Source organism: Tissierella pigra, from assembly GCF_018917845.1.
GTDB classification, from domain to species: domain Bacteria; phylum Bacillota; class Clostridia; order Tissierellales; family Tissierellaceae; genus Tissierella; species Tissierella pigra.
In genome coordinates, this window is record NZ_JAHLPJ010000001.1 from 407,691 (window position 1) to 429,076 (window position 21,386).

Annotated in this window: 17 protein-coding genes and 1 pseudogene; 15 read left to right on the plus strand and 3 right to left on the minus strand. The window is 32.2% G+C overall.

The genetic code is table 11. The annotated features are described in order from the left end of the window. The first annotated feature begins 10 nt into the window (after positions 1-10). The 7 genes and pseudogenes from KQI41_RS02045 to KQI41_RS18830 all read left to right on the plus strand — a co-directional run bounded on the left by KQI41_RS02045 (position 11) and on the right by KQI41_RS18830 (position 5,166). Positions 11-730, plus strand: coding sequence for a peptidylprolyl isomerase (locus KQI41_RS02045; RefSeq protein ID WP_216584735.1), 720 nt, complete (start codon positions 11-13; stop codon positions 728-730). Positions 731-860: 130 nt separating this feature from the next. Continuing rightward, positions 861-1,613 carry a tRNA threonylcarbamoyladenosine dehydratase gene (locus KQI41_RS02050; RefSeq protein WP_216584736.1) on the plus strand — a complete coding sequence of 251 codons (753 nt, stop codon included), beginning with the start codon at positions 861-863 and terminating at the stop codon, positions 1,611-1,613. Between the two features lie 91 nt (positions 1,614-1,704). Next, on the plus strand, positions 1,705-2,130 hold the full coding sequence (locus KQI41_RS02055) for a CBS domain-containing protein (protein WP_154441876.1): 426 nt from the start codon (positions 1,705-1,707) through the stop codon (positions 2,128-2,130). Between the two features lie 72 nt (positions 2,131-2,202). Then, the gene (locus tag KQI41_RS02060) at positions 2,203-3,189 is read left to right on the plus strand and encodes a Na/Pi cotransporter family protein (RefSeq protein ID WP_216584737.1); all 987 of its coding nucleotides are present in this window, start codon (positions 2,203-2,205) and stop codon (positions 3,187-3,189) included. Between the two features lie 103 nt (positions 3,190-3,292). After that, entirely contained in the window at positions 3,293-4,249 is a 957-nt protein-coding gene (gene moaA / locus KQI41_RS02065) for a GTP 3',8-cyclase MoaA (protein WP_216584738.1), read from the plus strand. A gap of 2 nt (positions 4,250-4,251) precedes the next feature. Then, positions 4,252-4,701: pseudogene (gene moaC, locus KQI41_RS18825) on the plus strand (cyclic pyranopterin monophosphate synthase MoaC); the annotation flags it as partial. Positions 4,702-4,707: 6 nt separating this feature from the next. Beyond that, positions 4,708-5,166: an MOSC domain-containing protein gene (locus KQI41_RS18830; protein WP_244971128.1), complete on the plus strand. Its 459-nt coding sequence runs from the start codon at positions 4,708-4,710 to the stop codon at positions 5,164-5,166. Between the two features lie 5 nt (positions 5,167-5,171). Here the strand turns inward: KQI41_RS18830 and KQI41_RS02075 are convergent, their stop codons facing one another. Both KQI41_RS02075 and KQI41_RS02080 read right to left on the minus strand, forming a co-directional pair. Further along, entirely contained in the window at positions 5,172-6,560 is a 1,389-nt protein-coding gene (locus KQI41_RS02075; protein ID WP_216584740.1) for a UDP-N-acetylmuramoyl-tripeptide--D-alanyl-D-alanine ligase, read from the minus strand. Positions 6,561-6,565: 5 nt separating this feature from the next. After that, a complete protein-coding gene (locus KQI41_RS02080; RefSeq protein WP_216584741.1) occupies positions 6,566-7,639 on the minus strand; it encodes a D-alanine--D-alanine ligase family protein in 1,074 nt (357 codons plus the stop codon). Positions 7,640-7,785: 146 nt separating this feature from the next. Here KQI41_RS02080 and yqeC point away from each other — a divergent pair, with 146 nt between their 5' ends. From yqeC to KQI41_RS02110, 6 genes are all read left to right on the plus strand, one after another. Next, the gene (gene yqeC / locus KQI41_RS02085) at positions 7,786-8,502 is read left to right on the plus strand and encodes a selenium cofactor biosynthesis protein YqeC (RefSeq protein WP_216584742.1); all 717 of its coding nucleotides are present in this window, start codon (positions 7,786-7,788) and stop codon (positions 8,500-8,502) included. 13 nt (positions 8,503-8,515) lie between these two features. Next, on the plus strand, positions 8,516-10,246 hold the full coding sequence (locus tag KQI41_RS02090; RefSeq protein WP_216584743.1) for a sigma-54-dependent Fis family transcriptional regulator: 1,731 nt from the start codon (positions 8,516-8,518) through the stop codon (positions 10,244-10,246). 417 nt (positions 10,247-10,663) lie between these two features. Next, positions 10,664-11,914, plus strand: a complete 1,251-nt coding sequence (gene dpaL, locus KQI41_RS02095) for a diaminopropionate ammonia-lyase (protein WP_244971078.1) — start codon at positions 10,664-10,666, stop codon at positions 11,912-11,914. A 30-nt stretch (positions 11,915-11,944) separates the two neighbouring features. Then, complete coding sequence (locus tag KQI41_RS02100; RefSeq protein WP_216584744.1) at positions 11,945-13,132, plus strand: YgeY family selenium metabolism-linked hydrolase; 1,188 nt, start codon at positions 11,945-11,947, stop codon at positions 13,130-13,132. Positions 13,133-13,195: 63 nt separating this feature from the next. Next, positions 13,196-14,602 carry an amidohydrolase family protein gene (locus KQI41_RS02105; RefSeq protein ID WP_216584745.1) on the plus strand — a complete coding sequence of 469 codons (1,407 nt, stop codon included), beginning with the start codon at positions 13,196-13,198 and terminating at the stop codon, positions 14,600-14,602. A gap of 145 nt (positions 14,603-14,747) precedes the next feature. Further along, positions 14,748-16,094, plus strand: a complete 1,347-nt coding sequence (locus KQI41_RS02110; protein WP_216584746.1) for a uracil-xanthine permease family protein — start codon at positions 14,748-14,750, stop codon at positions 16,092-16,094. Positions 16,095-16,412: 318 nt separating this feature from the next. Here KQI41_RS02110 and KQI41_RS19240 read toward each other — a convergent pair whose 3' ends face one another. After that, positions 16,413-17,846 (minus strand): DDE-type integrase/transposase/recombinase, encoded by a 1,434-nt coding sequence (locus tag KQI41_RS19240; protein WP_216584747.1) that lies wholly within the window; start codon positions 17,844-17,846, stop codon positions 16,413-16,415. Between the two features lie 174 nt (positions 17,847-18,020). Here KQI41_RS19240 and KQI41_RS02120 point away from each other — a divergent pair, with 174 nt between their 5' ends. Then, on the plus strand, positions 18,021-18,803 hold the full coding sequence (locus tag KQI41_RS02120) for an FAD binding domain-containing protein (protein WP_216584748.1): 783 nt from the start codon (positions 18,021-18,023) through the stop codon (positions 18,801-18,803). Between the two features lies 1 nt (position 18,804). After that, positions 18,805-21,111: a xanthine dehydrogenase family protein molybdopterin-binding subunit gene (locus tag KQI41_RS02125; protein WP_216584749.1), complete on the plus strand. Its 2,307-nt coding sequence runs from the start codon at positions 18,805-18,807 to the stop codon at positions 21,109-21,111. Positions 21,112-21,386: the final 275 nt, after the last annotated feature.

Here is a 21,386-nt window from a genome sequence, read left to right on the forward strand (position 1 = left end):
GGTAAAGTCAATGAAAAGGAAGAATTTAATATTTATTATTTTAATATTAACTATGATATTAAGTAGCTGCAAGAAAGATAATACAGGACAGGTAGTAAATGGTTATACAGAGATTGGAGAATTAAAGCTAGAACAGGTTCAAATGCCAGAGGTAGGAGAAGAAATAGCTGTAATTACAACAAATATGGGAGTTATGAAAATAAGGTTATTTCCAGATATAGCACCTATGGCAGTTGGAAATTTTACAACTTTAGCCAAAGAAGGGTTTTATGATGGCATAAAAATTACTAGAATAGAACCAAACTATCTTATTCAATCAGGAAAACATAAGGACTATGAAAAGGGAAAAAGCATATTTGGAGATCCTTTTGATGATGAATTTGACGAAAATTATGTTCATATTACAGGGGCAGTGGGACTAGCGAAAGTTGAGCCAAATAAAAACAGAAGTACTTTTTATATTGTATATAGGAAGGGACTAGAAGAAGAATATTTTGAAATGATGAGAGAAATGGATGAAGATGGACAGTCTAAAGATATAATCGATGCCTATGAGGCACTGGGAGGAATATCTGCTTTAGATGGAGAATATACAATCTTTGCACAAGTATTTTATGGAATAGACACTGTAATGGAAATCAACAACTTAGAAATAGACCCTCTAAATATGGAGCCAATAAAAGATGTAGTCATTGAAACCATAGAGATAGTACCTTTTGAAGGAAAATAATACTAATGTACTAATAGACTCATTTTTATAATCATATATAGATATACTTTTGATTAAGTAGTATAATATTATTGAATCCAACTTTAATGTGGGATTTTTAAATTAGAAACTGGATTAAGGAGAGAAATAGATGAACGAATTTTCAAGAACAGAACTTTTACTTGGAACTGAAGGTGTAGATAAACTAAGAAACTCATCTATTGCAGTATTTGGAGTAGGTGGAGTAGGCTCATTTACTGTAGAAGCTTTAGTGAGAAGTGGAGTAGGCAATATTTCTATAATAGATGATGATAAAGTATGTTTAACAAATATAAATAGACAATTAATAGCCACAAGAAAAACCATAGGAAAAAATAAAGTTGAAGTCATGAGAGATAGAATATTGGAAATAAATCCAAAGGTAAATGTAGAAATACATCAGACCTTTTATGGAAAAGACAATGCAGATGAATTTGATTTATCTAAGTATGATTATATAGTAGATGCTATAGATACTGTATCATCTAAGTTGATGTTAATAGAAAGAGCAAAGAAATGTAATACCCATATTATTAGTTCCATGGGTGCAGGAAACAAACTTGACCCAACTAAGTTTCAAGTGACAGATATATATAAGACAAGTATATGTCCTTTAGCTCGTGCCATGCGTTCTGAATTAAGAAAAAGAGGAATAGATTCTTTAAAGGTAGTCTATTCACAGGAACCAGCACTAAAACCCATAGAAAATGAAGAAGATAATTGTAATACTAAATGTGTTTGCCCTTCAGGTACACAGCGAAAATGTACTGCAAGACGACAAATTCCAGGAAGTGTAGCATTTGTCCCATCAGTAGTAGGACTTATTATTGCTGGAGAAGTTATAAAGGATATAATAGAATTTTAATATAGGATACTGAGACTTGCAGTTGAATATTATCCTGTGAAGATATAAAATAAGTAAGGAAGTTAAAAATTTTAATGAAAAGGGGATTAATATGAATATAGCATTTTTCCTAACGCCCAAAAGCGAAATAGTTTATGAGACAATAAATGCTACAATGCGTCAAGCCTTAGAAAAAATGGAACATCATAGGTATACAGCAATACCCCTTATTGACAAAAAAGGTAAATATGTTGGTGTTATTACTGAAGGTGATTTACTTTGGAAAATTAAAAATACAGATGACCTCACAGTTGATGGCACAAGTAAAATACCAATTAAAGATGTTCAAAGACGTACAGAGAGTCATACAGTTTCCATAAGTGCAAATATGGAAGATTTGATTTTACTTGCAAAGAATCAAAACTTTGTTCCAGTAGTAGATGATCAGGGAATATTTATAGGAATTATAAAGAGAAGCGATATAATCAACTATTGTGCAGATTTATTATTGAAACAGAAGGAAGATAATTTAGATTAAGTTATATAAAAAAAACTCTATCATATAATTATAAGTATCATAGGTAGTAAATACTAATGATGGAGGTATAGAATGATAGAGTTGATATTCGGCATTATTGGAGGAACGGCTCTTTTAATGTATGGCGTTGATATGATGAGTGATGGAATTGAAAAAAATGCAGGAAAAACTATGAAAAAGATTCTTACATCTTTAACTGGAAATGTATGGAGTGCTTTTTTAGTAGGGACCATAGTGACAGGTATAGTCCAAAGTAGTACAGCCATTACAGTTCTAACAGTTGGATTTGTAAACTCTGGAGTATTGAATCTTTCCCAGGCCATAGGAATTATTTATGGTGCAAATATAGGAACCACAGTATCAGCACAACTTATGGCATTTAGCTTTAAGTTTGAACTAACGGATTTGGCATTACCTATACTTGGAATAGGATTTGCGATAAATCAATCTGTGAAAAATAAGAGTATAAAAAATATAGGTCAATCCTTAATGGGGTTTGGAATGTTATTTTTAGGTCTTAAGATTTTAAATGATGGAATCCCATATATGCAGAATAATGAATTTTTGAAGTATTTCTTTACTGATTATGCGACAAATCCCATAGTAGGTATTCTTTTAGGAGTTTTGACTACAGCCATGGTTCATAGCAGTACAGGGACAATTGGACTAGTAATGGTACTAGGACAAGGAGGACTTCTAGATTTGAAGACTGCTATCTATATAGTATTGGGAGATAATATAGGAACTTGTATTACAGCACAAGTATCAAGTTTGACAGGTAATATAAATGCTAGAAGAACTGCTTGGGCTCATACATTATATAATATAGTTGGAGTAGTATTTGTTTTAATTATGCTGCCTTTGTTTATGAAGATTATTGTAAGTGGAACAGAGTATTTTCAGCCTAATGCAAATATATCAGCTTATATAGCCAATTCCCATTCCTTGTTTAATATAATAAATGCCATAATCTTTCTGCCTTTTACAAAGTATTATGTTGAGTTTTTAAACAGGGTCATAAGTCCCAAAAATAAGATATATAAAAGTAAAACCTCGTAATTTACGGGGTTTTATTTCTTGCCATTATTAAGATACTGGAAAGAAACCTTTAATAGAGTTATAATATAATTAGCACATGGAAATCTAAAGAAAAGGTGATTAAATGAAGGACTCTTTTGGAAGGGAAATAAATTATCTTAGGATTTCACTAACTGATAGATGTAATCTAAGATGCAAGTATTGTATGCCTGAAGACGGAATTTCTAAATTTTCCCATGATGAAATTTTGACATTAGAAGAACTATATGAAATAATAGAAATATTTGTAGAACTAGGTATAAATAAAATAAGATTTACAGGAGGAGAGCCTCTTGTAAGAAAGGGAATAGTAGAGCTTATATCTAAAGTATCGAAGCTTTATGGAGTTAAAGATATTGCTATGACTACTAATGGTATTCTCTTAAAAGAATATGCAAAGGATTTAAAAGATGCAGGATTAAATAGAGTAAATATTAGTCTGGATACATTAGATGAGGACAAGTATAGAACCATAACTAGAGGAGGAAATCTTCATAGGATATTAGAAGGCATAGAAGAGGCTAAGAAAGTAGGCCTAACTCCCATAAAAATAAATACTGTTTTAATAGGTGGATTTAATGATGATGAAATAGAGTCCTTAGTTGGATTAACAGAAAGAGAAAATATAGATTTAAGATTTATTGAGTTGATGCCCATAGGTGAAGCTGCAAGCTGGGCTAAAGAAAACTTTATTTCTAACAATAGAGTATTGGAAAAGGTAGGTAGTCTTCTACCAGTTCCAAGGGAAGATATATCTTCTCCTGCTGTTTATTATAAACTTCCAAATGGAAAAGGCAAGGTAGGTATAATAAATCCAATATCCTGTAAGTTTTGTGAAAACTGTAATAGAGTTAGACTGACTTCCCAAGGACGACTAAAGCTATGTCTACATTCAGATATTGAAATAGATATAAGAGAAGCCTTAAATAGTGGACAAGATATAAAGAAGCTAATAATAGAGTCCATAGGAAAAAAAGAAGAGTCCCATCATTTAGAAGATGGAGAATATATAAAAAGAAATATGAACCAAATAGGAGGGTAAGTATGGAATTTACTCATTTTAATGAATATGGCAGAGCCCATATGGTAGAAGTAGGAGATAAGGAAGATACTAAGAGAACGGCTGTGGCTCGAGGCAAAATCAAGATGAAAATAGACACAATACAAAAAATAAGAGAAGGCCTTATAAAAAAAGGTGATGTTTTGTCTGTGGCTCAAATTGGCGGAATAATGGGAGCTAAAAGGACAAGTGAATTAATTCCTATGTGTCATAGTATACTTTTAACTGGTGCAGATATTAGATTTGATATAATGGATGATTGTATAGAAATAGAGGCAGAAACCCGAACTACAGGAAAAACTGGGGTGGAAATGGAAGCTTTGACAGCAGTATCCATTACTTGTTTAACCATATATGATATGTGTAAAGCCATAGATAAAAGCATGATAATTAGTGATATAAGATTAGTTAAAAAAACTGGTGGAAAGTCGGGGGTTTATATGTCAAACGAATTAAAAGGAAAAGTATTGTCTATAAATATTTCAAATGAAAAAGGAGTAGTTAAAACTCCAATAAAAGAAGGAATATTTGTGGAAGATTTTGGCTTAGAAAATGATGCCCATGGAGGAAATTGGCATAGACAAGTAAGTTTATTGGGTATAGAAAGCTTTGAAAAAATGACAAAACAAGGTGTAGAAGGTTTAGTACCTGGAATATTTGCAGAAAACATAACTACCGAAGGAATAATTCTATATGAATTACCAGTGGGAACAAAATTAGTCATAGGAGAGACTATTCAAGAAGTAACACAAATAGGTAAAGAGTGTCATACAGGATGTGAGATTGCTCAAAAAGTAGGCAAGTGTGTAATGCCAAAGGAAGGGATATTTACAAAAGTTATAAAAGGGGGTCTTATAAAAGAAGGAGACATCATAGAAATAATAAAGTGTAAAAAATAGGCTCCTTAGGAGCCTATTAAATTTTCAACGACTTCTTCCATTGCCAATGCCCTAGAAGCTTTTGTTAAAATTAAGGAATTCGGTTTTATAACCTCTTTAATTTTTTCTATTAACTTGTTCTTATGGTCAAGGGATTCAAAGGAATATACCTTATCTTTTCCAAAATTTAAAACTGCTGATTCTGCAATATGTTTGGAAAGAGGACCATAAGTAAATACATAGTCAATTTTACCTGAATCAATTTTAAGTCCAATTTCCTTGTGCATATTGATTTCGTCATCACCTAAACCCTGCATGTCTCCAAGTACAACGATTTTTTGGTCATATCCTTTCATAAAGTACATGGTACTTAAAGCTACTAAAACAGAAGAAGGATTTGATTTATAAGAATCATTTAAGATTGTAATGTTATTTCCTTTTATCAATTCGTTTCTCATTCCAGTTTTTTCGATATTTAATAATCCTTTTTCAATATTTTCATAAGAAATACCAAAATATCTTGCTACAGCTATGGCAGCAGTTGCATTAAGTACTTGATGTTCTCCTAACATTGGTATAAAGAACTCTGGAGATTTAGGCTCCTTTAAGTAAAAAGAGTCTCCAGTTTCATTTACAAATAATATTTCAGGCTGATAATCATTAGATGAATCATTGCCAAATGTCTTTATATTATAATCTATAGAAATATTATTCATTTCCTTCTTTAGAAGGGACTCATCACCATAGTATAGAAAAAAATCATTAGGTTTTAATCCTTTTAAAATTTCAAGCTTTGCCTTAGCAATATTTTCTCTAGTTTTTAAATCCTCTAGGTGGGCTTCACCTATATTGGTAATAACTGCTGCATCAGGTCTAGCAATAGAAGTTAAAAGCTCTATTTGCCCAAAGTTATCCATACCCATTTCAAGTACAGCCATTTCAGTGTCTTCATCCATAGATAAAATAGTTAAAGGAAGTCCAATATAATTGTTGAAGTTTCCTAAGGTTTTATGAGTCTTATATTGAGTCTTTAAAAGACCTGCTAATATGTCCTTAGTAGAAGTCTTTCCATTACTTCCAGTAATACCAATTACTTTTGTATTTAGCTGACTACGATAAGACTTTGCTAATTCCTGTAAAGCCTTTGTAGTGTCTTCAACTAATATAAAAGGAAAATCCAAATCAGGCATGGTCTCATCTTTGCTCCATATACAAGCAACAGCACCTTTTCCTATTGCCATAGTAATGAAATCATGGCCGTTGAAGTTTTCCCCTATTAAGGGAATAAATAGCTGACCATGGGTTATATTTCTTGAATCAGTGCAAACTCCCTTAATTACAATATCATTGTATTTATCTTTTAATCCTGTTCCACTACACATAGTTTCTATTTCTTTTAAACTTCTTGTTATCACTTTATTCACCTCTTATTTACTAAGACTTTTCTCTCGTTATATCTCTCAAGACCTAATCTAATTAATCTTTCTACTAATTCTCCATAAGTAGTACCATCAGTAGCTTTCCATAGAACAGGAGTCATACTTACAGCTGTAAATCCAGGCATAGTATTTATTTCGTTTACAAAGATTTCATTATTATCTGTAACAAATATATCTACACGAGCTAAACCGCTACAATTTAAAACCTTAAAGGTTTTTTCAGCAGTTCTGCAAACTAGGTCTGTTATTTCTGGTGTAAGTCTTGCAGGGACTACAGGTATAAGTTTCCCATCTATATATTTAGCATTATAGTCAAAAAAAGGTCTTTCCATAATAAATTCACCAGGAACTGATGCTTTAGGATTATGATTTCCCACTACAGAAACCTGCATTTCTCGAGCTACTATTTCTGCTTCAATGATTATTTTAGAGTCATAAAGAAAAGCTTCTTTAAAAGAGTTTACAAGTTCTTCACGGTTTCTTGCCACGCTAATTCCTACACTAGACCCACCATTAGATGGTTTTATATAACAAGGATAACCAATTTCTTTTTCTACTTCTTCATAGGATTTTTCTTCATTTTCCTTCCAACTATGTAGTTTAAAAGAAGTGTATTTTACTTGAGGAATATTATATTTTGTTAATAAGTCCTTTGTCACTACTTTATCCATAGCAACTGAAGAAGATAAAACTCCATTTCCTACATATGGAATATTTAATAGTTCTAAGAATCCTTGGACAGTACCATCTTCTCCATTAGGACCATGAAGAGCTGGAAAAACTAAATTGTCTTCATCTGCCTTTAATATATTGGTTAAAAACTCTCCCATGGACAAGGATACTGTAGATGAACTTATACTTCTTAATTCATCTGGACTTTCAATTTTATTTTCCCACAATCCTAAATTACACCATACGCCTCCGTTAGTAATGTAGATTGGATAAACATTATATTTTTCTCTATCTATAGCATTAATTATAGCTGATGCAGATCTTAAAGATATATCGTGTTCAACGGATTTTCCGCCACATAGTACATAAATATTTGTTTTCATAAATTTCCTCCTATATTACATAAGTTTACTATATGATTATATCATAATGATAAGTTAAATAAGTAAAATTAATACAGATTAATTAACTTATATTTAGTATAGTATAGTTAAGAATAGGACTATAAAATAGAAATGGTGATAAAGTGATGATATATAATATACTAAAACTAGATTTAAACAATGGAGAAGTAATTTCAGTTGTAGGTGGTGGTGGTAAGACTACGACTATATTTCAGTTGGCAAAAGAATTAAAATCATTAAATAAAAAAGTGCTTATTACAACAACAACGGCCATATATAATCCAGATGAAAAAGAATATGATTGTTTTTTCCTAGAAGATATAAAGGACTTCCAACCAACTGATGGAACCATAACCATATTTGGACAGAAAATAGTAGGAGAAAAGCTAATAGGAGTATCTTTAGAAAAGTTAGATGAAATAATAGAAAAAAGAGTATTTGATTTTATATTAATAGAGGCAGATGGTGCCAAGAAGAAGCCTATTAAGGCTCCAGAGACATATGAGCCAGTAATCACAAAAAATACCACAAAAACCATAGGAGTCATAGGACTAGATTCTTTAGGAAGAGCTATAAATGAAGAAAATGTCCATAGACCTGAAATCTTTACCAAGATTACAAATACAAAATTATCTGATATAATCAAAGCAGATATTATAATAAGATTGGTTTTAGAGAAAGAGGGGATATTTAAATCAGCTAAGGGTGAAAAAATTCTTTTACTAAATAAAGCCAATAAAGAAAATTTAATAAAAGAAGCAATAGAAATAAGAGCAAATCTATTGAATAGAGGAATAGAAAATATAGTTATTTCAAATATAAAGAGTAAGATGTTTTATTAGTAGGAGGAGATTTATGGCTTCATTATTAGAAAGAATTAAAGAGGATGTACGAAAATATGCAGAGATAATATCTAATGCAATAAAAGTAGATGTGGAAATTGTAGATGAAAATATGAAAAGAGTTGCAGGAACGGGTATATTGAAGGATCAAATAGGTGTACTAAATGAGGGTTCGGTATATAGGAAGGTAATAGAAACAGGGAAACCTCAAATAATAGAGAACCCTCGAGAAAATCAGATATGTATAGATTGTGTTCAAAAAGAAACTTGTATAGAGAAACTTGAAATCTCAACTCCTCTTATTTATGAAGAGAATATAATAGGAGTAATTGGTTTAGTATGTTCCACTGATGAGCAGAAAGCACATATCCTAGAGGATTTAGAGACTCAAATGAAATTTTTGTATCAAATAGGTGACTTTATATCCTCTAAGGTGTATCAATATAATGAGTCCATAATGCGGGAAGAAAGAACTGAGGTCTTGGGAAAGGTACTAAACAATATAGATAAAGGAGTTATTGTATTAGATGAGCAAAATAAAATGACTATGTTAAATAATAGTGCCATGAGAGAACTAGGACTTTCTCCAAAAGATTTAGGGGAACAAATTAGAATCATGGACAAATATGAATATATAATGGGTGGAGAGCTTTACGAGCTGAAAATAAATAGGAAAAGTTTTTTCTTAGTAGGTAATATTATACCTATTCACTCAATATCTAAGGAATATTCTAAAGTATTTATATTCAACAATATGGAGAAAATTAGTTCAGATATTAATAAAATAACTACCAGTGAGAAAAGAATAGATTTAAACTCCATAATCGGAGAGTCTCCAGCTATGACAATACTAAAAGAAAAGATAAAGAGAATAGCACCATCTCAATCTACAGTATTAATAAGTGGAGAAAGTGGCACTGGAAAAGAATTAGTGGCAAGGGCAATTCACGACCTAAGTGATAGGAGACACAAACCCTTTGTAGCTGTAAACTGTAGTGCTATGCCTGAAGCTTTAATGGAATCAGAATTATTTGGATATGTGAAGGGAGCCTTTACTGGAGCAAACCCAAATGGTAAAATAGGAAAGTTTGAATTGGCAAATGGAGGCGTAATACTTTTAGATGAAATAGGGGATATGCCTTTATATATGCAGGTAAAGCTTTTAAGGGTTCTTCAAGAAAGAACAGTAACAAGAATAGGTTCTAATCAAGCCATAGATTTAGATATACGAGTTATTGCAGCAACTAATCTTAATTTAGAAGAAAGAATTAAGGAAAATAAATTTAGAGAAGATTTATTTTATAGATTAAATGTAATTCCCATAGAAGTCCCTCCTTTAAGAGAAAGACAGGGAGATGTGGAATTAATATTGAATAAATTAGTAGATAAATATAATGTTCTATTTGACAAGTATATTCATGATATAGATAAGGAATGCAAAGAGATTCTATTGAATTATCCTTGGCCTGGAAATGTAAGAGAACTTCAAAATACTATTGAGTATATGGTAAATATAGCCAGTGGTATTGGAACTTTGACTAAGGATTTGTTACCGGAAAATATCTTAAATAATGAATCCTTACCTCATGTAAATGAAGAAAATATAAAAACACTTAGAGAAATAGAAAAGGATTATATAGAAAAAGCTTTGAGGATATACGGAGAAACTACAGAAGGAAAGAAATTGGCAGCAAAAAAACTAGGAATAGGAATAGCAACTCTTTATAGAAAACTAGATTCCTAGTTATCATATTGATAATTACGGAGAAAATCTTTGTGAAATATGTAATTAAATAGGGATGGAACAATTATCAATATGATAAAAATGATTATCATATTGATAATTACATGAGTCGTAAGTGGTTTTTATAAATAAGAAGGAAAAAACCAAAGAAGCTAGAGGCATTGATAATACTTGATTGTATAAAAGATGGAAAAAAGAAATAAATTGCCATAAATAAAGTTTAATCCAAAAGGCTACTGATTTTATTCAGTAGCTTTTTTAATTGAAAATATTTTATTTGAAAAAATTATTTAATTCCTATATTAAAGCCATTTGTAGATTGAAAATAAACTTTAAAATCTTATTTGAAAATAAATCTGGCATAGGATTTGCAAATATATAATGAATAATATAATAATTTTTGAAAGGAGCAACAAAATGACGGAGTCAATATTAATCAAAGAAGAAGTGGAGGTAATGGACCATTTTATAAAATGGAAAGAAAATCAATTGCCTAAATCAGATATAGAAGGTTGTATTGAGATTTTAAAAGAAGAAGAAATAAAAAAAGCTAGGACTTTTCATGAAAGTTTTAAAGAGTATTCAAAAACACCTTTACAAGATTTACAAGGATTAGCACAAGAAATAGGACTTGGTGGAATTTATTTAAAGGATGAATCCTACAGATTTGGATTAAATGCTTTTAAAGTTCTTGGCGGATCCTTTGCAATTGCAAAATATATGGCTAAAAAATTAGGAAAAGACATATCAGAACTAGGATATAAGACATTAATTTCAGATGAAACAAGGAAACAACTGGGAGATATGTTGTTTGTAACAGCAACAGATGGAAATCATGGTAGAGGAGTTGCATGGACTGCCAATCAGTTGAAGCAAAAATCAGTAGTATATATGCCAAAGGGTTCAGTAGATATTAGAGTTGAAAACATTAGAAAAGAAGGGGCTACAGTTAGTGTAGAGGATATGAACTACGATGATGCCGTAAGACTGGCGGCAAAATATGCTGAAGAAAATAATGGTTTAGTAGTTCAAGACACAGCATGGGATGGATATGAAGATATACCTACTTGGATTATGCAAGGATATGGAACAATGGCTTTAGAAGCTGTGGAGCAACTAAGAGAATTAGGAGTAGATAGACCAACCCATATATTCTTACAAGCAGGTGTAGGTTCATTGGCTGCAGGGGTGCAAGGAGTATTTGCCAATATTTATAAGGACAACTGCCCTACTACTACAATTGTAGAATCAAATTTAGCAGATTGCTTATATAGGTCAGCAGTGGCTGGAGATGGAGAGGCAAGAGCTGTTGGTGGAGATATGCAGACAATAATGGCAGGTTTAGCCTGTGGAGAGGTTAATACCATAGGCTGGGAAATATTAAAAAATCATAGTAGTATGTTTGTATCCTGTCCTGATTGGGTGGCTGCTAATGGTATGAGAATACTAGGAAGTCCTTTGAAAAATGATCCTCATGTAATATCAGGAGAATCAGGAGCAGTAACTGCTGGATTATTGGTGGAAATCATGAGAAATGATGAGTATAAGGAATTAAGAGAAAAATTAAATCTCAATAAAGATTCTAAAGTGTTATTATTTAGTACAGAGGGAGATACAGATCCAGATAAGTATAGAAGTATTGTATGGAATGGAGAATGTACAAAGTAATAGAATTAAAATAAATTAAGGAGGATGGAAATGTTAAACGAAGTAAGAAAAGAACAACTAATTAAATTATGCCAAGAACTAATAAGATGTCCTAGTGTTTCTGGTCAAGAAGATAAAGTAGTAGAAGCAATAAAAAAGAACTTTGAAGCTTTAGGATATGATGATTGTTATGTTGATTGCTATGGAAATGTAATAGGTCATATAAAAGGTACAGGAAAAGGAAAGGCTATTTTATTTGATGGTCATATAGATACTGTTCCTGTAACAGAGGAAACAAAGTGGAAGTTTGGTCCTTTCTGTGGAGAAATTTCAGAAGGAAGAATATATGGTCGTGGAGCATCTGATATGAAAGGTCAAGTTAGTGCTATGATATCAGCTGCTGCTTATTTTGCAGAGGATACAAATAAAGAGTTTGATGGTGATATATATGTTGCAGGAGTAGTTCATGAGGAAATATTTGAAGGAGTAGCTGCAAGAAAAATAAGTGATGCCATAAATCCTAACTATGTTGTAATAGGAGAATCTTCAGAGTTAAACTTAAAGATTGGTCAAAGAGGCAGAGCAGAAATTGTAGTAGAAGTATTTGGAAAACCAGCTCACTCAGCTAATCCAGAAAAGGGAATTAACTCAGTTTATAAAATGGCTAAGATAATAGATAGAATTCAAGAACTAAAGCCAACTACTCATGAGGAGTTAGGAGATGGAATTTTAGTTCTTACAGACATTAAATCATCACCATATCCCGGTGCGTCTGTAGTGCCAGAATATTGTAGGGCTACTTTTGACAGAAGATTATTAGTTGGTGAAACAAAGGAATCAGTAATAGCACCAATACAAGAACTTCTTGATGAGATGATGAAGGAAGATGATGAATTAAATGCAAAGGTAAGTTATGCTGTAGGTTCTGAAATATGCTATACAGGTGAAACCATTACAGGAGAAAGATTTTTCCCAGGCTGGTTATTTGATAAAGAAGATGAATTTATTCAAGCAGCATATAAAGGGCTTAAAGAAGCAGGGCTTAATCCAGAAATAACTAATTATTCATTTTGTACTAATGGAAGCCACTATGCAGGAGAAAAAGGAATAAAAACCATAGGTTTTGGTCCATCTCAAGAAAACTTAGCCCATACAATTAATGAGTATATTGAGATTGAACAATTAGAAAAAGGTGCAGAAGGATATTACGGCATATTAAAGTCTGTATATAATAAGTAGAAATCAAACTAAAGTGTGTGTATGGTAAAGTGTGTCATAGAGATAATCTAAGGAGGAAATAAGATGATAAATATATTGATAAAAAACGCTACCATTGTAACGGTCAATAATGAGAGAGAAGTATTCTTTGATGGTGCCATAGCCATAAAAGATAATAAAATTGTGGCAGTTGGATCTACAGAAGATATTTTAAAAGAGTATAGTGATGCTGAAAAAGTAATTGATGCAGAAGGTAAAGTTATTTTCCCGGGATTCATAAATACTCACAATCATTTATTCCAAACTTTACTTAAAGGTTTAGGAGATGACATGGTATTAAAGGATTGGTTAGCAACAATGACATTCCCAGCAGCAAAATTCATCACAAGGGAAGATACATACTATGCAGCAATGCAAGGCTGTATCGAAGGACTTCGTAGTGGAATTACTACAATGGTAGATTATATGTATCCTCACAATAGAGAAAATCTTTCCGATGGAATCATAGACGCTTTTAAAGAACTTGGAATAAGAGGAATTCTTGGTAGAGGATGTATGAACACAGGTACTCAATTTGGAGTTCCTACAGAAATAATGCAGGATGTAGAGACAGTAGAAAAAGATGTAAGAAGACTATTTGAAGAACACCATAACTCAGAAAATGGAAGAATTAAAATATGGGTAGCACCTGCTGCCATGTGGTCAAATACAAAAGAAATGCTTCAAATGTTATGGAAAGTAACTAATGAATATAATTCACATTTTACAGTTCATATTTCAGAAACACCTTTTGATAGGGAAGCAACAGAAGAATTACATGGAAAAGTAGATATTGAACTATTAGAGGAATTAGGAATAGTTGGTCCAAATGTAGTAATGGTGCACTGTGTATATTTAACTGAAGAAGATATGGAACTTACTAAAAAATACGATATGAAGGTTTCACATAATACTGCAAGTAATATGTATTTATCTTCAGGAGTAGCACCAGTTCCCCAAATGTTAAAGAAAGGCATAACTGTAAGCTTAGGAGTAGATGGAGCAGCAAGTAACAACTCTCAAGATATGATTGAACTAATGAAACTTACAGCACTTCAGCATAAGGTAGCCAATTTAGACCCATTGGCAATATCAGCAGAGAAAGTATTGGAATTAGCAACTATAGATGGTGCAAGGGCAGTAGGAATGGAAGATGAAATAGGTTCTTTAGAAGTAGGTAAGAAAGCCGATTTAGTAATATTTAATCCATTATTAAATCCAAAGGCAATACCTCTTCACAATCCAGTATCTACATTAGTATATTCTTCATCAATGCAAAATATTGAAGGTGTAATAGTAGATGGAAATATGATTATGGAGGACAGTAAAATATTAACTGTAGAAGATGAAAAAGCAGTTCTTAAAAAAGTACAAGAAATAGCAGATAACCTATGTGAAAGAGGAGAAATCACCAATAAAGGACCTGGACATAAGTGGAATAGTCTGTATTAATATAAAAAATAAATAGAAGTTTACTTAAACGTTTCATAAGGTACAGAACATTGGGAAAGATATCTTTCCCTGTTCTACCCTAAGATTTATTAAAGCAATCGAAACTTTAATTGTAAAACCTTAAAATTAAGAGGGGGAAGATTTTATGAGAGACAGAAGTAATACATCAAAATTTGATATTGACGGTATTCCACCGTTAAAAGAGTCATTACCATTAGGGTTACAGCATCTTTTAGCAATGATAGTTGGCAATATGGTTCCAGCCATATTAATAGCAGGTATTGTAGGACTTTCAGGTTCCATGTCAACTATGTTGATACAAGGCTCAATGCTAGTAGCAGGTATAGCAACACTTATTCAATTATATCCAATTCCTTTATTTGGAGGATTTAAAACAGGTTCTAAACTACCTGTAATTATGGGAGCTAATTATGTGTTTTTAGGAGCCTGTCTATCTGTTGTGGGACAACATGGAATAGGGACTCTTGTAGGGGCACAAATTATAGGTGCCATAGCAATGATATTCTTTGGGATACTTTCAAAAAAGTTTAGAAAGTTCTTTACACCAGTTGTATCAGGGACTGTAGTTACTTGTATGGGTCTTGGTCTATTTCCAGCAGCAGTTAATAACTTAGCTGGAGGTCAAGGTTCTCCAACCTTTGGAAATCCTGTGAACTTTTTAGTAGGAATTATTGTAGCAACTATAATAATGATGTTAATGAAGTTTGGAAAAGGATTATTAAAGGATACAGCAATTTTAGTAGGAATTTTAGTAGGATATATTATTGCACTAGGTTTTAATATGGTAGATTTTACAGCAGTTAGTGGTGCTGCTTGGTTTGCATTACCACAACCATTGGCTTTTGGTATAGAGTTTAAATTAGATGTTATTATAACTTTTATACTAATTTATATTATAGCAATAGCTGATATTATGGGAGCTTATACAGTGGCAACCATAGGAGGATTAGGCAGAGAAGTAACAGATGAAGAACTTTCATCTGGAGTAATAGGAATCGGTATAGGTTCTATTATATCATCTTTATTTGGTTCTATTCCTTCAGGAGCATTTAGCCAAAATGCAGCAATAGTGGCTATGAATAAGGTTATAAGTAGATTTGTCGTGGCAATTGCAGCAATTATTTTATTGGTATTAGGAGTTTCTCCAAAATTAGGAGCATTAGTTACAACTATTCCTTCACCAGTAATTGGGGGAGCTACTTTAGTAATATTCTCTCAAATTGCAATGGCAGGTATAGGAATATTAGCTATGGACCTTACAAATGACAATAGAATAATAGCGGGTGTTGCCATAGCTGCAGGTATAGGATTAACTTCTGTACCTGGAATTCTTAATGGTTTTCCACCTATGGTTCAAACATTAATTGGAGATTCATCTGTAGTATTGGGAGCTATAATAGCATTTATATTGCAAATAGTTTTTAACATGAAATCTGAAGATACTGGTAATGCTGTAGAACCACAGTCTTAAGATTAATAGAAATGATGAAAAAGATTTACTTAAACGTTTCATAAATAAACAATAGTGTTAACTAGAGTATGAAAACTAGATTAAAAGAATTTAGCCTAAATAAAATTAAATTTACTAAAAAATATAGAACTTTAAAGAAAAAAAGCATAAAAAACAAGAGATATTTTAAGGATTTTTCCATCCAACCTCTTTATGAGCATAACAATACAGATTTAATGTCAGTCAAGAGGTCAGAAACTTTGGGGTCGAGCCATTTGACAGCCATTAAACCGATTGTTTAAAAAGCTTTGAGGTTGAAGGAAAAGTTTGCAAAAGTCTTTAAGAAGCTTGATTTGCTAAAATGTGTCTTTGTGATAATTCAATAAGCTTCTGCCACTTTCCAGGCATATTAGGAATAGCCTCAAGCTCTTTAATAGAGTTTAAAGGCTCCCAATAAGTATAGGAATGAGGTCTAAGAAAGTTGTAATAAGCAACAAACAAGCCTACATGGGCATCTGAACCTTCACCGCTACCATAGCCATTAGTAACTTGGTAAGAGAACTTAAATGTTCTGTTCAGACGTTCAATAATTTGTTTTAGCCAACGATATTCTTTTGAAATAGGGTCATCGTTAGTAAGCCCAATGACTTGGATTAAGTTAAAATCTTTATCATTAAGCAAAAATTGTTGCTTTGCTAGATTGTAAACTGAGTAACCATCAGAAATAAAATTAAGTTTAAGTCCTGGAAACTCTTTAAATTTATCAAAGGCCATACGCATAGCTAAAATACAAGGACCTATACTTCTAGTGTTAGATACTTGATAACCTAGAATAGACTTTTTAAGAGCATCCATAACAAACCAAACATAGTGGGTAACACCTTTTATCTTGACATAAGTTTCATCAGCAGCAAGATAATTCGTTGGTTTGTAATCAAAATCATCAACAAATGGTTTAACAATTGTGGCAGCAGTTTTAGCATATTTACTAACCATAACATGAGAAATTTTGACTTGATGAATTTCCCATAAAGCTCTTGCAGTAGCTCTAGTAGATAAACCAAGGTTAACATGGTAAGTAAGGCAAAGTCCCATTACATGAGGAGAAAACTTTCTGAAATCAAGGCTAAAAGAACCTTTAGGCATAGAAGATAAATCCACTTTAAAAAAATCAATCGTGAATTCACGGTAGATATAGTGAAGCTTAAATTTCTGTTTATCTTCCTTAAATTCTTCAAGATCCTTAGGAGATAACTTTTTAAGAGAATCAAGATAAAATGAGCATTTAGGGTTAACACACTTATGTATATTAAAAAACTTACGACTTTTCTTCTTAGCAAGGGCACGGCCACAATAAGGGCAAACAAGAGTATTAGAACTGAAATCATCCTTATCCTTGTTGAATCTAAAGTCACAAACCTTGCAAAGAAGCTGACCGCGTCCACCATTGTTATCGTAAAGATAATTATGAGGAGCACCACAGCGAGGGCATATAGCATCAGAAGACACAGACTTACCACCACGTGACTTAATAGGTTTTAACTCTTTTCCATTCTCAGTTTTGTATTCAGATAAAAGAGTTTTGTAGTCAAGAGTTTCAAGTTTTTTAATAATTGGTACAGTATCAACAGTAAACTTTTGATATTTAGGGCTAAAATGATTATCTTTAAAATCTTGTAAAGGAATATTTCTAACAATAAATAAAACTAAATGGCGAATAGTCGAAATTAAAAATTGATTATATAAAAGTAAATATGATATAATTGAGTCCACAATGACACACCTTTCGTTGGATATTTGTTTGTTTAGCGACTCAATTATACCAAAAAAAGGGGGGTCATTGTTTTTTGTTTTAAAAAAACTTTGAAACCCTTGATAATACAGAGTATAGATCTATTAATTATATAAATAGGTTTACACTAACCTAAATAGGGAAGGGGGAAGAAAATGATTACCATAAAAGAATATGTTGCACCTGAAAGTTTAGAAGAAGCATATGAAATACTAATGTCTGGAAGAACTAACTTGATTTTAGGTGGTTTTGGATTTATTAAAATGGGTTCAAGAGCAGTAAATAAGGCAATAGATTTATGTAATTTATCCTTAGATTATATTACTGAAACTGAAGATGAAATACTAATAGGAGCAGAAACTTCTTTAAGAGCTTTAGAAATTAATGATATAATTAAAAATTACTGTGGTGGAGTAATTAGTCAAGGTGTTTCAAATATTGTGGGAGTACAGTTTAGAAATATGGCTAAGGTTGGGGCAAGTGTATTTTCTAGATATGGATTTTCCGATTTATTACCATCCCTATTGGTTTTAGATGCAAAGGTAAGACTTTATAAAGGTGGAGTAATGAACTTAGATGGGTTTTTAGAAAGAGACTTTGAAAGAGATATATTAGTAGAAGTTATATTACCTAAGAAAAAAGGTATGGCAGTATATGATTGCATTAGAAAATCAACTGGAGATTTTCCCATTATAAATGGAGCAATCTTTAAAGGAGAAAACGGGCAATACAGAATTGCTATTGGTTCAAGACCTCAAAGAGCTAAGTTAGCCATAAAAGCTGCAAAGGCATTGGAAAATGGTGAGGATATAGAAACAGTTGTAGAAATTATACCAGAAGAACTACATTTTGGTACTAATATTCGTGGAAGCAAAGAATATAGGGAAGATATGAGTAAAGCTCTGTTAGGCAGAATGTACAGTAAGGTAGGTGTCTAATTTGGTAAATAAAAGTGTAAGGAAAAAAGACAGTGAATCTTTATTAAGTGGTAAACCTGTGTATATGGAAGATATGATTTTTCATAAAGATGTTTTGACATTAAAGGCTTTGAGAAGTCCCTATGCTTTCGCTAAAATAAGAAATATAGATGTAGAAACTGCAAAAAAAGTACCTGAAGTAGTAGATATATATACTTATAAAGATGTTCCTTACAATAGATTTACAGAATGCTGTGAATCCTATACTGAAGCATCACCATATGACAGATGCTTATTAGAACCATTACTTAGATATGTAGGAGATGAAGTTGCAATAGTTGCTGCTGAAACTGAAGAAGCTGCTGAGAAAGCCTTGAAATTAATAAAAGTTGATTATGAAGTTTTAGAACCTATATTAGATCCAAGAATTGCAGAGGGTCATAGTTCAATAATTCATCCTGAAGAAGATATTTTCTGTTCATTTCCCTATGGACACAATCATCTCAAAAATATAGTTTCTGAATTTAATTATGGCAAAGGTGATGTAGATGAAGAATTTAAAAACTGTGATGTAATCATAGAGAGAACATATAAAACTCAAGCTCAGTCCCATTGTATGTTAGAAACTCACAGGGCTTATACTTATATAGATGCAAATGGAAGAATAGTAATTATTTCTCCTACCCAAACTCCTTATCACATGAGAAGACAAGTTTGCAGAGCCATAGGAATTCCTGCATCAAAGGTAAGACTTATAAAACCTAGAGTTGGTGGAGGCTTTGGAGGAAAGAAAATAGCATTAGTAGAACCATTTGCAGCCTTTGTTACTTGGAAAACAGGAAGACCTTGTAAATTTATATATACAAGAAATGAAACATTCACCTCAACAAATACAAGACATCCCATAATATTTGATGTAAAAATTGGAGCAGATAAGGAAGGTAATATTAAAGCCATTGAAGTAAATTCTTTGAATAATGCAGGGGCTCATGGTGGAGATTCAGTTATAATCACCATGGAAGCAGCACAAAACTCATTACCAACCTATAATAAGGTTCCTGCCATAAAGTATACTGGTAAAACTGTATATACAAATTTACAGCCTGGAGGTGCTCTTAGAGGATATGGTGCCACTCAAGGAACTTTTGCTTTAGATTCAGCAATAAATGAGTTATCTGTTGCCCTTGATATGGATCCTGTAGAAGTTAAACTGAAAAATACAATTCGTGCAGGGGAAGTAGGAGGAATTGTTCACAATACCATTAGAAGTTTCAATATAGAAAGATGTATAGAAAGAGGAAAAGAATTAATAGGATGGGATGAAAAATATCCAAGAAAAGAAGTAGGATACAACAAGGTCAGAGGTATAGGAATGGCATTAGGTACTCATGTTTCTGGAGTTGCGGGTATAGATAAATCAGGAGTTAGCATTAGATTAGTTGAAGATGGAACTTATATGATGCTAACTAGTTCAGGGGATACAGGAACAGGGTCAGATACAATATTATCTCAGATTGCAGCAGAAGCTTTAAACACAAGTGTAGATAATATTCAAATATTAGCAGGAGATACAGATGCCTGTCCTTATGATACAGGAGCATTTGCTTCCTCAACAACTTATGTTTCTGGAAATGCTGTTATAAGAGCAGCTAAGGAAATGGAAACTTTAGTTTTAAAGTCAGCAGAGAAGAAGTTAAATATTCCTGCTGCTACGCTAGAACTAAAGGAAGATAGGGTTTGTTTAAGAGGAAATGAAGATGTGTTTGTAACACTACAAACATTGGCTGAAGATTCCCAAGCAGGACCAGATTATCCAATTTTAATAGCCAGTGCAAGTTCGGGAATAACTGAAAGTCCTAGACCAATAATGGCTGGATTTGCTGAAGTGGAAGTTGACAAAATCACAGGAGAAGTAAAACTTGTAGATTATGTGGCAGTTATTGATTGTGGAACCGTTATAAATCCTAATTTGGCAAAGATTCAGGCGGAAGGGGGATTGACTCAAGGTATAGGTATGGCAATGTTTGAGGAGGTAATTCATTCAGATACTGGAAAACTTATGACCAATAATTTTATGAACTATAATGTGCCAAATAGAAAAGATATAGGAAATATAACAGTAGAATTCCAACCGCAATATGAACCAACAGGGCCGTTTGGTGCTAAATCCCTTGGAGAAATAGTAACTCATACTCCATCACCAGCAATAGCAAGTGCTATTTACAATGCAGTAGGAGTACAAATAAGAGATTTACCAATAACACCAGAGAAGGTTTATAAAGCAATGAAGGAAAAAGAACTAAATAATGTTGTTAATAAAGCTATTTAACTTTTAAAAATAAGTCTATAGTCATTTTCCAATGGCTTAGAAAATGACTATAGAATATTAAATAAAAACTATTGAGCTTTATTCAATGATAGGCTGGGGGTTCTTGAGATTTTAAGGGACTCGTAGGTTTAGAATGTGTATATAATATTATACCATAAAACTGAAAGGAGATATCATTATGAAAAGTAAGGGTAATTATTTAGGGAATAAGAGAAATTTTGTATTTAAAGAATGTATTTCAAAACCAATCGACTTTTGCACATGAAATTATACTT

Bases quoted from the DNA above. Each gene is read 5' to 3' on its own strand.
- KQI41_RS02045 (WP_216584735.1), top strand. From the start codon at position 11: ATGAAAAGGAAGAATTTAATATTTATTATTTTAATATTAACTATGATA.
- KQI41_RS02050 (WP_216584736.1), top strand. From the start codon at position 861: ATGAACGAATTTTCAAGAACAGAACTTTTACTTGGAACTGAAGGTGTA.
- KQI41_RS02055 (WP_154441876.1), top strand. From the start codon at position 1,705: ATGAATATAGCATTTTTCCTAACGCCCAAAAGCGAAATAGTTTATGAG.
- KQI41_RS02060 (WP_216584737.1), top strand. From the start codon at position 2,203: ATGATAGAGTTGATATTCGGCATTATTGGAGGAACGGCTCTTTTAATG.
- moaA (WP_216584738.1), top strand. From the start codon at position 3,293: ATGAAGGACTCTTTTGGAAGGGAAATAAATTATCTTAGGATTTCACTA.
- KQI41_RS18830 (WP_244971128.1), top strand. From the start codon at position 4,708: ATGTCAAACGAATTAAAAGGAAAAGTATTGTCTATAAATATTTCAAAT.
- KQI41_RS02080 (WP_216584741.1), bottom strand. From the start codon at position 7,639: ATGAAAACAAATATTTATGTACTATGTGGCGGAAAATCCGTTGAACAC.
- yqeC (WP_216584742.1), top strand. From the start codon at position 7,786: ATGATATATAATATACTAAAACTAGATTTAAACAATGGAGAAGTAATT.
- KQI41_RS02090 (WP_216584743.1), top strand. From the start codon at position 8,516: ATGGCTTCATTATTAGAAAGAATTAAAGAGGATGTACGAAAATATGCA.
- dpaL (WP_244971078.1), top strand. From the start codon at position 10,664: ATGACGGAGTCAATATTAATCAAAGAAGAAGTGGAGGTAATGGACCAT.
- KQI41_RS02100 (WP_216584744.1), top strand. From the start codon at position 11,945: ATGTTAAACGAAGTAAGAAAAGAACAACTAATTAAATTATGCCAAGAA.
- KQI41_RS02105 (WP_216584745.1), top strand. From the start codon at position 13,196: ATGATAAATATATTGATAAAAAACGCTACCATTGTAACGGTCAATAAT.
- KQI41_RS02110 (WP_216584746.1), top strand. From the start codon at position 14,748: ATGAGAGACAGAAGTAATACATCAAAATTTGATATTGACGGTATTCCA.
- KQI41_RS02120 (WP_216584748.1), top strand. From the start codon at position 18,021: ATGATTACCATAAAAGAATATGTTGCACCTGAAAGTTTAGAAGAAGCA.